The 10,264-nt window shown below is 51.9% G+C and carries 10 protein-coding genes, 1 pseudogene and 1 riboswitch; of the genes and pseudogenes, 8 read left to right on the top strand and 3 right to left on the bottom strand.

Features of this window, described 5'->3' with window-relative positions; all coding sequences use genetic code 11:
- Positions 1-276 precede the first annotated feature (276 nt).
- A complete protein-coding gene (locus EDD77_RS05785) occupies positions 277-1,203 on the bottom strand; it encodes a cation diffusion facilitator family transporter (RefSeq protein WP_058963016.1) in 927 nt (308 codons plus the stop codon).
- Positions 1,204-1,309: 106 nt separating this feature from the next.
- A riboswitch (NiCo riboswitch) is annotated at positions 1,310-1,393 on the bottom strand.
- 90 nt (positions 1,394-1,483) lie between these two features.
- Between EDD77_RS05785 and EDD77_RS05780 the strand changes: the two genes are divergently transcribed.
- The 5 genes and pseudogenes from EDD77_RS05780 (at position 1,484) to nrdR (ending at position 5,427) form a co-directional block, all read left to right on the top strand.
- Positions 1,484-2,131, top strand: coding sequence for a TVP38/TMEM64 family protein (locus EDD77_RS05780; protein ID WP_132587336.1), 648 nt, complete (start codon positions 1,484-1,486; stop codon positions 2,129-2,131).
- A 33-nt stretch (positions 2,132-2,164) separates the two neighbouring features.
- Positions 2,165-2,839 (top strand): annotated as a pseudogene (locus EDD77_RS18660) (AI-2E family transporter); the annotation flags it as partial.
- Positions 2,840-2,843: 4 nt separating this feature from the next.
- Entirely contained in the window at positions 2,844-3,431 is a 588-nt protein-coding gene (locus EDD77_RS18655) for an AI-2E family transporter (protein WP_082669490.1), read from the top strand.
- Between the two features lie 146 nt (positions 3,432-3,577).
- Positions 3,578-4,849 (top strand): aminotransferase class I/II-fold pyridoxal phosphate-dependent enzyme, encoded by a 1,272-nt coding sequence (locus EDD77_RS05765; protein WP_058963013.1) that lies wholly within the window; start codon positions 3,578-3,580, stop codon positions 4,847-4,849.
- A gap of 104 nt (positions 4,850-4,953) precedes the next feature.
- Positions 4,954-5,427: a transcriptional regulator NrdR gene (gene nrdR / locus EDD77_RS05760; protein ID WP_058963012.1), complete on the top strand. Its 474-nt coding sequence runs from the start codon at positions 4,954-4,956 to the stop codon at positions 5,425-5,427.
- Here the strand turns inward: nrdR and EDD77_RS05755 are convergent.
- Both EDD77_RS05755 and EDD77_RS05750 read right to left on the bottom strand, forming a co-directional pair.
- Positions 5,407-5,775 carry a DUF4363 family protein gene (locus EDD77_RS05755; RefSeq protein ID WP_077138470.1) on the bottom strand — a complete coding sequence of 123 codons (369 nt, stop codon included), beginning with the start codon at positions 5,773-5,775 and terminating at the stop codon, positions 5,407-5,409. The two genes, nrdR and EDD77_RS05755, sit on opposite strands and share 21 nt — an antisense overlap.
- Positions 5,772-6,446 carry a DUF421 domain-containing protein gene (locus EDD77_RS05750; RefSeq protein WP_058963010.1) on the bottom strand — a complete coding sequence of 225 codons (675 nt, stop codon included), beginning with the start codon at positions 6,444-6,446 and terminating at the stop codon, positions 5,772-5,774. Before EDD77_RS05750 ends, EDD77_RS05755 begins: the two co-directional genes overlap by 4 nt.
- A gap of 91 nt (positions 6,447-6,537) precedes the next feature.
- Between EDD77_RS05750 and EDD77_RS05745 the strand changes: the two genes are divergently transcribed.
- Genes EDD77_RS05745 through EDD77_RS05735 form a run of 3 tightly spaced genes read left to right on the top strand, consistent with a single transcriptional unit; the run spans position 6,538 to position 10,050 of the window.
- Positions 6,538-8,007 (top strand): spore germination protein, encoded by a 1,470-nt coding sequence (locus EDD77_RS05745; protein WP_077138469.1) that lies wholly within the window; start codon positions 6,538-6,540, stop codon positions 8,005-8,007.
- A complete protein-coding gene (locus EDD77_RS05740; protein WP_058963008.1) occupies positions 7,994-9,016 on the top strand; it encodes a GerAB/ArcD/ProY family transporter in 1,023 nt (340 codons plus the stop codon). Before EDD77_RS05745 ends, EDD77_RS05740 begins: the two co-directional genes overlap by 14 nt.
- Positions 9,013-10,050 (top strand): Ger(x)C family spore germination protein, encoded by a 1,038-nt coding sequence (locus tag EDD77_RS05735; protein WP_058963007.1) that lies wholly within the window; start codon positions 9,013-9,015, stop codon positions 10,048-10,050. Before EDD77_RS05740 ends, EDD77_RS05735 begins: the two co-directional genes overlap by 4 nt.
- Positions 10,051-10,264: the final 214 nt, after the last annotated feature.

Raw genomic sequence — 10,264 nt, 5'->3', positions numbered from 1 at the left:
ACTATTTCTCCTAAAATTCTTGAAAAAGTCTCTTCCGATCCTGCTTTTCGCAAAAAGTGGGGGCTGTTGCTCAACTTCCGTTTTGCAACAGCCCCGTCATTTAAGATAATACCAGGAAATCTCCAGTATGTTGGTATCATCACACCAAGGTGCTGACTACTCCCTTATATGTGAGCAAGTATAGCATATCATCAGCCGATTCTCAATATAAAACGATGATTTGCATTGGGACAAAATGCCCTGTTTGTCCTAATATGGCACAGATCATGCCATCCGTCAGGCCGGTTCATTGGACGGATTCACATGAATCATAATGTGCTTTACATCCGGGAACGCACGTTCCACCTCGCTGTGGATATGTTCGGCCACCTTGTGCGCATCCCTCAGCGTTTTTTCTCCGTCCACCTGGATCTCCAGGTCAATATACACCTTGCTGCCAAACATTCTGGAGTGAAGCGAGTCCACCTGAATCACGCCTTCCTGTTCGCGGATATAATCCACCATTTTCCTGTCATAGTTTTCCCCGCAGGAGGTGTCCAGCAGTTTGACGATGCCATCCTTCAAAATATCGTAGGATGCCTTCACAATGAACAGGCAGATCACCACACTGGCCACAGAGTCCATCACAGGGAATCCAAGCATTGCTCCGCCAATGCCGATCAGAGAACCAACCGATGAAAATGCATCGGATCGGTGGTGCCATGCATCCGCCATAAATGCAGAAGAATTTATGAGATTGGCGTAGTAACGGGTATACCAGTACATGGCTTCCTTGCTTACGATGGAAACAATTGCCGCAGCAAGGGCAATTGCTCCCGGGGCAGCAAGCGATCCATAACTGCCGGAGAGAATCGTCTCAACTCCGGTTTTGCCTACCCCAAGGCCGGTTGCCAGCAGAATGATTCCCAATCCCAGAGAGGCGATACATTCAATACGGTCATGACCATAGGGATGTGCGGTATCCGCCTCCTTCTTTGAAGCTTTTACACCAATCCAGGCGATCACCGTGGTGATTACATCGGAGAAGGAGTGAATTGCGTCCGAGATCATTGCGCCGGAATTGCCCGCAACGCCAGCAAACAGCTTAAATGCGGACAGAACTGCATTCCCAAACACACTTGCAAAAGACATCTTGCGAATGGCGGATGCCTCATCAACGGAATTCACACGGGAAATGGGGTTGTTCTTGTTTACAGCTTTCATAAAAAGCCCTCCTGTTCATACTTTTAATCGGACGGTTTCTCTCGTCAGCCCACATCAGAAAATTCTCATTCCCCGGGAAAAACAAAAAGCACCCGCGGGGACATACAACTGTCCCGCAGATGCCGTATCTCTGCTGCCATAATGGCCCGGCAAGTGGCCTGTTGGCCACCGCCTGTTCAGTTTGTACTGTTGAATTTGCATCCTCTTGTCAGGATGTAATGCAGTGCAAAGAGTATCTTAATGATTGCATGGGATATCCCGCTCTGTCAAGGCATTGCTCATGATTCTGATTCTTGGCTGTGTGTTATTTCCGGCCCCATGGCTCATCAAAAATCCATGTCTCTGTGTACAGGGCTTTTTTGACCGGATTCCCAAAGATCCCGCCATGGCGGCCGCGGTAATGCTGATTTTATATTTGCTGAAAGGCCTGACGATTTTCTTTCCCCTTATCGTTCTCGAAATCGCTAGCGGCTATCTTTTTTCCGGCTGGACTGCACTTCTGGTCATTTTTTCCGGAATACTCATTATTCTGACGGTTCCTTATTGGGTTGGCCGTGCGGCAGGAATGGAAGCCGTGCACAAGCAGGTGAAAAAGCACCCTCGATTTGAAAAAATATTGAGCATGCAGCAACAGAATTCCTTCTTTCTGTGCTTCTTTTTACGAATCATCAGCTGTTTGCCGGGAGATGTCGTAACCATGTATCTGGGGGCAACCAGAACATCCTTCTGGAAAAATATTCTTGCCGGAAGTCTGGGGCTTTTGCCCGGAATGGTCTTAGCCACATTCATGGGGGAAAGTGTTCAGCAGCCACAATCACCGGCATTCTGGATTTCTGTTGGGCTGATGCTCACGCTCTCGGCATCTTCTGCTGCCACATACTTTTTGTATTGCCGCAAAGGAAAGAGAAGAGCAAAAACCAGAGAATGACTGCCCCAATTTTAGATAGATGAAAAGGAGAAAATGCTTATGCTTGACAGTTCTGAAAAACGGCGTCGAATCACCAAATGGCTGCTCAGCCTGTTTACCTGCTGCATTTTGATTTATCTGGGCTTTCGCCATATAAGCAGTATTGCGGCGGTGATTCTTCAGCTGCTCGACCTGGCAAAACCGCTGCTGATTGGCGTCATGCTCGCTTTGATCTTCAATGTACCGATGAGCTTTTTTGAGCGATATTTGCGCACAAAGGCCGGACTGCAGCATGCTGCCCGCCCGCTCTCGATCGGGCTTTCGCTTCTTTTGGTGTTCGGGATTTTCATCGGTGTCACAGTTCTGGTTGTACCGGAAGTGGTAAAGGCGATCAAGCTCATTGTTCAGATCACCGGCGGGGGACTGGAGCAGCTGGCACAAATGGAAAGCAACACCGCTCTGACAAGTACACCGCTCGGTCAGCTTTTTGAAAAGGTCGATATCGACTGGCTTGGATTGAAAAGGCAGATGGGGGAATGGGTCAAATCCCGCAGTGGCACGCTTGTCAATCAGGTCGTAGGGGCTGCCGGTTCTCTGGCAGGTGGTGTGATCACTTTCTCGATTGGGCTGATCTTTGCGGTATATATTCTGGCCGGAAAGGAGCGGCTGAAACATCAGGCCAGCCGGGTGCTTCATGTATGGCTTCCGAAGCGTTTCGTTGAAGAGCTGATTCATGTCGCCGCTGTTTGCAGCAACACCTTCCGCCTGTTTATTACAGGGCAGCAACCGAAGCAATATCCTCGGAACACTGTGTATGGTTGGAATGCTCATTTTGCGGATTCCCTACGCGCCCATGATCGGAGCACTTGTTGGGGTTACTGCATTGATCCCCATTGTAGGCGCTTTTATCGGTACAATCGTAGGCGCAATTATGATAATGACCGTCAACCCCTTCAAAGCGTTTGTGTTTGTCGTCTTTCTGCTGATTCTCCAGCAGATTGAAGGAAACATGATTTACCCGAAAGTTGTGGGCTCGAAAATCAATCTTCCTGCTATATGGGTATTGGCTGCTGTTACAATCGGCGGTAATCTGGGCGGCCCCATCGGCATGCTGCTGGGGGTTTCGGCAGCCTCCGCCGCCTATGCTTTGCTGAAGGAAAGCCACCGCCCGGCGGGAGCAGGGGCGTTTGTAATATTTGCATTCCATTGTTACCCCCATTCGGATGGCAGGGCAGGGAAATCCCGCTCTGCCATTTTTCTGTGTTCAAATTCTGTGTGGTTGACAGCAAAAAGTATGTCTTTGCCATCATGGAAGTTTTAGCCGCAAATCTGTTTTTTTTTTCGGGTTGTGCGAAACCTGGATTTATACTATAATAAGTTCGAAAATCAGGTATCGATCCACCCGTGCCGGAGCACAGTAAAGCTGCCGACACGCCGCTGGGAAGCTGCAAAAGAGGAGCGTTTGCAATGAAAGAATATCAGAGCATGACCAAGCAGGAGCTGCAGGAAGAATACGAGGCGGTTCTGGCACAGTATCAGAGCTATCAGGCAAAGGGGCTGAAACTGGATATGTCCCGCGGGAAACCCTGTGCCGAGCAGTTGGAGCTTTCCAACGAGCTGCTCAGCCAGAATCAGTACATTGGGGAAAATGGCGAGGATTCCCGTAACTACGGTTTGCTTGCCGGTATGCCCCAGGCCCGCCGTTTCTTTGCCGAGCTGATGGATGTGGAGGAAAATGAAGTCATCGTGGGTGGCAATTCCTCGCTCACACTCATGTATTATATGATCGATCTGGGCTGGCGGGTCGGCTTTGCGGACAGCGACCACCCCTGGCGCACCGAGGAAAAGCTTAAATTCCTGTGTCCTGTACCCGGCTATGACCGTCACTTTGCCATTACGGAGTATTTCGGCTTCGAAATGCTGCCCATCCCCATGAAAGAGGATGGCCCGGACATGGATCTGGTGGAGCAGCTTGCCGCTGATCCCAGCGTGAAGGGCATCTGGTGTGTGCCGCTGTATTCCAATCCGGATGGCTATATTTACAGCGCGGAAACGGTACGCCGGCTTGCCAGCATGAAAACCGGTGCGCCGGATTTTAAGATCATCTGGGATAACGCATACTGTGTGCATCATCTTACCGATGAGCATTGCTCCGTACCCGATATCCTGACCGAGTGCAAAAAGTATGGCACGAAGGATCGTCCTCTGCTGGTATGCTCCACCAGCAAAATGACCTTCCCCGGAGCTGGTGTTGCCGCGCTGGCCGCCAGTGAGGCCAATATTCGCCACATCCTCACCCAGATGGCTCCCATGGCCATCAGTGCCGACAAGATGAATCAGATGCGCCATGTGAGCTTTTTGAAAAACAAGGCGGGCGTATTGGCACACATGGAAAAACATCGTGCTATTCTGGAACCCAAATTTGAACTGCTCAAGGAAGCCTTTGCTTGCCAGCTAACTCCCTGCGGGGCCATTGCCCGCTGGACCAGCCCCAAAGGCGGATATTTCATCAGCCTGTATGTGATGGATGGCTGCGCAAAGCGCGTGGTTCAGCTGTGCAAGGAAGCCGGTGTGATTCTCACTCCTGCTGGTTCGGCTTATCCCTACGGCAACGACCCGCAGGATCATCACCTCCGCATCGCTCCCTCGTATCCCACGGTGGCCGAACTGGATCAGGCCAGCCAGCTGCTTTGTGTCAGTGTTCGTCTGGCCAGTCTGGAAAAACTGTTGCAGGCATAACAAAAACCAATTGCAACGGCAGGCGAATCTGTGCTATAATAACGGAATCTTAAACTGCGGTGCGGGATAATACGGCCCGGCCGTTCATCAAAGGAGGACCCCATATGAAGTGCCCTTACTGCGGCGAACTGGAATCCAAGGTCATTGATTCCCGCCCCACGGAGGACGGCGAGAAAATCCGCCGCCGACGGGAATGCCTGCGCTGCGGCAAGCGTTTTACAACTTATGAAATCGTGGAAACCGTGCCTTTGATGGTCATCAAAAAGGATCGTTCCCGCCAGGTGTTCGATCGGCAGAAGCTCCTGGGTGGCATGCTTCGAGCCTGCGAAAAACGCCCGGTCAGCTATGAGATGCTGGAGCGGGCGGTGGATAACATCGAGCAGTCCCTTCTGAACAGCTATGAGCGCGAAGTCACCTCCATTCATATTGGTGAGCTTGCCATGGAAGAGCTGAAGAAGGTTGATGAAGTGGCGTACGTACGCTTTGCTTCGGTTTACCGGCAGTTCTCTGATTTGAACACCTTCATGAATGAGCTTAAGGAAATGCTCAGCAAGCGTTCAGAGCAGCCCGAAAAATAATCGGCGCACACCGTTCAGCTGAGATTTCAGTTTTCCCGTTTCGCAGAGAAGATCCTGCAGATAGTCCGGGTGTGCATAGGCGTTCAGGCCATACAGCGCACTTTCCAGTTCATGGAGCTGATCTTTTCGAATAAACACGGCAAGTACTGCCTGCTGCTTTTGATAGCTCTGTGTCATATATCGGATTTGCTCCCGTGCTTGCGGATACTCTCCACAGATGCAAAGGCTTTCCACCCGTGCAAGCCCCTTATCCAGCGAATCGAGGGAATCCGATACCAGACGCTGACCGATGAGTGTGAGCAAACACAATGCCGCAAGAATCATTGCGGCTGCCCGCAACCGTTTCATTTCTGTCCTTTCCACAGCCCTCTGATTCGCTTTTGCGGCAGGGGGCTGTTTTCTTTTGGAATCAATCTGTATTCGCCTCCGGCCCGTACCAGAAGAAGCAGTACCTGTTCCCGAGTGCATTTTTCTTTCCGGAGAAGGAACTCCAGCCATTGGGCGTCCTTCCTGCAGAGCGGAAGTGCCCCCTTCAGAAGCTGTCCATCCGCAATTACCGGAATAAAGGGATCGCCGTCCTCTGTTTTGCAAATGCTGATGCTGCCGTTGGTCTCCACCACCGCCCAGCTTACCTGTGCCGGGTCAAATACATCCTTACCGCGCAAGGCTTCCAGAAGGTCCCCGGTCCCAAACCGCAGCGATCGCAGAGTTTCGCGGCAGATCTTTCCGTCTCGAATCACGGTGACAGGGGAGCCGAACAGCAATCGTGCTGCTTTGGGCCGGCAGAAACACAGCCCGGAGAGGAAAAGTTCCAGTGCCACAATCAAAAACACAGGAACAAGGCTGGCAGTAAGTGGCAGCTCCGGCGACTCGATGGAGATGGACGCAAGGTTGGAGATCAGAATGGTGGAAACAAGCTCGGCGGGCTGTAATTCTCCCAGCTGACGTTTTCCCATCAGGCGCATGGCCAACAGAATGAGCAGATAAACCATCAGGGTTCGCAGCATCAGAATCAGCATTCCTTATCCTCCGTCTCTTTGAATCGTCTCACTGCCTTTTCGGTTTGCAATGCGGTCATTTGGGGCATACTAAGCCCCGGAGGTGACGCCGATGCAAACGGAAGAAACATTGAAGCCGCAACTTCAGCAAAATATCGAGTTGCTGAAACAGAGGTTTGGCAACTCGATTGATCTGTATACAAAGCCAGTCCGGATTCTGGGGATTCCATGTTGTCTTTGTATGTTCGAGGGCCTTTCCACCATTGAACGTTTGTGGGTGGTGGTGTTGGACATGCTGAGCAAAAGTGAGTTTCAGCCGGAAAGCGGTCTGGAGCTGTTTCATTACATGCAGTCTCAAACCGACCTGCCGCTGGAAAATTCCTGCGTGGAAACCGTGGATCAGCTGCGCACGCAGCTCACCGCCGGCACCACAGTGATTCTGATTGACGGATGCTGTAAAGCAGTGGTGCTTTCCACTCAGAACATGCAGTTCCGATCCATTCAGGAGCCCTCCGGAGAAGGGAATGTGCGGGGCTCCCGGGAAGGCTTCAGCGATCTGCTGCGCATCAACATCAGCCTGCTGCGTCGCCTGATCCGCACCGAAACGCTCACGGTGGAAACAATGATTTGTGGTGAGCGGACTGCCACAGAGGTGGCACTGGTTTACGATCGCTCTCTGGCGCCTGAGGAACTGGTAAAGCAGATCCGCGGCCGGCTAAGCAAGGCAAAACTTCCCGTGCTGTTTGACTCCAGCTACCTTGTGCCTTTTTTGCAGCGGGGCGGGTTCAGCTTTTTTCAGCAGGCAGGGTATACGGAACGCCCGGCCACAGCCTGCGCCAAACTCTGCGAGGGGAAAATAATAATTCTTGTAAACGGCAGCCCCTTTGCCATGATAATCCCGTATTTTTTCAGTGAACACTTTCAAAGTCTGGACGATTACTCCACGAAAGCCTATTTTGCCAGCTTTATCCGCATGATCAAATACGGCGCTTTCTTTCTTGCAGTGCTTTTGCCCGGCGTGTTTGTTTCCGTTGCAGAATATACGCCGGAGCTGTTTCCTCCGCAGCTGCTGTACAAAATCGCAGCCGCAGAAGCAGCCACACCATTGCCACTGTTCCTTGAGATGGTGCTGGTTATTGTTTTGCTGGAGATCGTACGGGAAGCAGGTTTGCGGCTGCCTCATCCCATTGGTCACAGCGTAAGTCTTGTGGCAGCCATCATTGTGGGAGATGCAGCGGTGAAGGCCGGAATCTTGAGCACTCCCATTGTAATCACCGCAGCGCTGACCACAATCTCCATGTTTGTGATTCCTTCTCTGTATGAACCGGCCACCGTGCTCCGCATCCTGTTTGTCTTTGCTGGAGGTTTATTTGGTCCCTTCGGTATTCTGGCTCTTCTTTTTATAATGCTTACCAGCATCTGCGGAATGAACTCCTTTGGCCTGCCCTATACGGCGCCTCTCATCCCGTGGGAAAGCGGAGCGGTTCGAGACGGGGTGCTTCGCACCAATTGGAAGCAGCTGGCCCGCCATCCCTTTTCCGTAAACGATTTACCGGGAGGAAATGCAGATGGCACAGAATAAACAGTCCGCAATTGCTCCCGTCCAACTGGCTGCTGTTATGGGGGCAGCGCTGCTGGCCGATGTGTTTTTGCAGCCCTTCGGGCGCCGTGCTCCGCTCCTGACTGCACAGCACGGAATCCTGTGCGCTGCCGGTCAAATGGCGTTTTTTTCATTTCTTTTGTGGTTGCTGCGCAAAGAAGCCTGCCGGGCACTGGAAAATCGGATTTTCTGCAGTCTGATCAGCGTTGTAATGCTGCTTTCTGCCGCGTTGGAAATCATTCAGGGCGAACGTTTTTACAGCCAGTCCATGCGCACTGGTCTTCCGGTGGAATTTTTCCTTGTCCTTTTGTTTGTCTCGGTGTTTTATGGTGTTTATTCCGGGCTGAATGCGCTGACTCGAACCGCCTGGGCCGTGTTGGCACTCACCGCTTTTTCCATGGCCTTGCTGTTGGTTTCCGTTCTTCCTCAGCTGCGCTTTGTGAATCTTCAGCCTGCATCTCTGAATCGGGCAGAGCTGACCCGGAATTTTGTCAGCCAGTTTTATCTGGCTCCGGAACTGATTCTCTGGGCGGTTTTATGGCCGTCGGACACCTTACAGAAAACCAAACACCGGCCTGCGATTGTTTTTATATGGCTTTTCGCCGCCCAGGCTCTATTCTGCCTGCTGGGCGAAATGACGCTCGGCCCGGCGTACCAGCAGGAGGAACAGCCGCTGTTTACGATTGCACGGCTGGGTGGAATTTCCGTATTCCGCCGACTGGACGCCCTGCATGCCTGCATATGGCTGCTTCTTTTCTTTGTCAAAATCACACTGTATTTTTCCGTATTTACCCAGATCATCCGCAGGGTGTTCCCTGTGTTGAAGGGCCACAGTGCCTACTATCTGGCAGTGGCGGGAGTGATCGGCATTTTCCTGGCCACCTGGGGACAGGCGGAACAGGCCGCTTACCGGTTGCAGCAGGCAGTCATTCTGGCATTGCTGATATGGCTGGCATTGTTTCGTATTTCGGCGGGGAGGCAAAAAAGATGAAATTGTTAAAACGGATTGCCCCTCTGTTTCTGGCAGTCGCCCTGTGTGGCTGCTCATCCACAGGGCTGGGGGACAAGGTAATTGTAAAAGCGCTCTTTCTGGATCATCAACAGCAATATATCGCTCAGGTGCTGGTTCTTGAACCCCAGCCAAGTGCCGACGCAGGGGAAGCCTCGGAAACCATCCGACTGATCGAGGGCAGAGGAAGTACCCTTGCAGAGGCTGTCAGCAAGGCGGAATCCGCCCGCGCCGAAGAGCTTTTTTACGGTCAGAACGAGCTACTTCTTCTGGGACCCGGACTGCAGCAGCAGGGGATGAGTGAGTGCTGCCGCTTTCTTTATGAAAACTCTGCCGGGCGCCCCAATATGGCAGTGTGGGGTATCAACCTTCCCGCCGATGAACAACCGCTTACCTCGGATAATGCCAGTGCAGTACTGGAGGGAATCCGCAGACTGGGGGAGAGAGGAGGATATCGCACCTACCTTTACCAGCTTGCCGCAGCACAGGGCGGGAGCATTCTTCCACTTGTGAAGCTCAGCGGCGAGGACGATGTGCAGATGCCAGGGCTGACTTTTTATCAGAACGGAGCACCGGTGGCTCACATGTCCGGAAACGAAATGGAGCTGGCAGCTCTGTTCAGTGGGCAGAAAGGAACCGGACAGCTTCAAATGGAAAGCGAAAACGGTCCGATCACTCTGACCATCCGCTCTCCCAAACTGATTTATGAGTGCGTGGAACAGGAGAGCTCCATGGCGCTTCACATTCGATTTTCCGGTCATGTGGAGCAGATGACCGGAGAATCCCTTCCCGGTGCACGGGAGGAACGGCGTTCACTTTTAAAAGAGCTGAACAGACAGCTGGAGCAAACAGCCGTCGATGTAGTTCGAAAATCCTTTTCTGAGGAGAGCGATCCGTTCGGGTTTTTGAACCGTTTCCGGAATAAAAATGAGCAGCTGGCTCTTACACTGGCGGAAAATGGTATGCTTTACCAACCGGAAAGTGTGGTGTTTTCCAGCGCGCTTCAACTGCTGTAGCGGCTGTGCCTGTATCTCTGTAAAAAATAAAGGTCGTCCGGCTGGAGTCTTCGTTCTGCCGGACGACCTGCTTTTCTGTGCACTTCTTCTCAGCCAGACAAAAAAGCGGCACCGGGAGCACCTACAGTTTGTGCAATACTGCATGCTTTTCTTGCAAATCAAATTGATAATCTTTCCGCAATCATGTATAATAAAAACAACTCTGAAATTTCAT

This window comes from Allofournierella massiliensis, assembly GCF_004345265.1.
Classification (GTDB): Bacteria; Bacillota; Clostridia; order Oscillospirales; family Ruminococcaceae; genus Allofournierella; species Allofournierella massiliensis.
Note: the sequence above shows the minus strand (reverse complement) of the source record. Positions and strands in the feature narration are given on the sequence as shown.

What these genes read in the sequence shown, in the direction of transcription:
- EDD77_RS18655 (WP_082669490.1), top strand. Translation starts at nt 2,844, where the DNA reads ATGTCGCCGCTGTTTGCAGCAACACCTTCCGCCTGTTTATTACAGGGC.
- EDD77_RS05740 (WP_058963008.1), top strand. Translation starts at nt 7,994, where the DNA reads ATGGCACAGAATAAACAGTCCGCAATTGCTCCCGTCCAACTGGCTGCT.
- nrdR (WP_058963012.1), top strand. Translation starts at nt 4,954, where the DNA reads ATGAAGTGCCCTTACTGCGGCGAACTGGAATCCAAGGTCATTGATTCC.
- EDD77_RS05750 (WP_058963010.1), bottom strand. Translation starts at nt 6,446, where the DNA reads ATGCTGATTCTGATGCTGCGAACCCTGATGGTTTATCTGCTCATTCTG.
- EDD77_RS05745 (WP_077138469.1), top strand. Translation starts at nt 6,538, where the DNA reads ATGCAAACGGAAGAAACATTGAAGCCGCAACTTCAGCAAAATATCGAG.
- EDD77_RS05780 (WP_132587336.1), top strand. Translation starts at nt 1,484, where the DNA reads ATGATTCTGATTCTTGGCTGTGTGTTATTTCCGGCCCCATGGCTCATC.
- EDD77_RS05765 (WP_058963013.1), top strand. Translation starts at nt 3,578, where the DNA reads ATGAAAGAATATCAGAGCATGACCAAGCAGGAGCTGCAGGAAGAATAC.
- EDD77_RS05755 (WP_077138470.1), bottom strand. Translation starts at nt 5,775, where the DNA reads ATGAAACGGTTGCGGGCAGCCGCAATGATTCTTGCGGCATTGTGTTTG.
- EDD77_RS05785 (WP_058963016.1), bottom strand. Translation starts at nt 1,203, where the DNA reads ATGAAAGCTGTAAACAAGAACAACCCCATTTCCCGTGTGAATTCCGTT.
- EDD77_RS05735 (WP_058963007.1), top strand. Translation starts at nt 9,013, where the DNA reads ATGAAATTGTTAAAACGGATTGCCCCTCTGTTTCTGGCAGTCGCCCTG.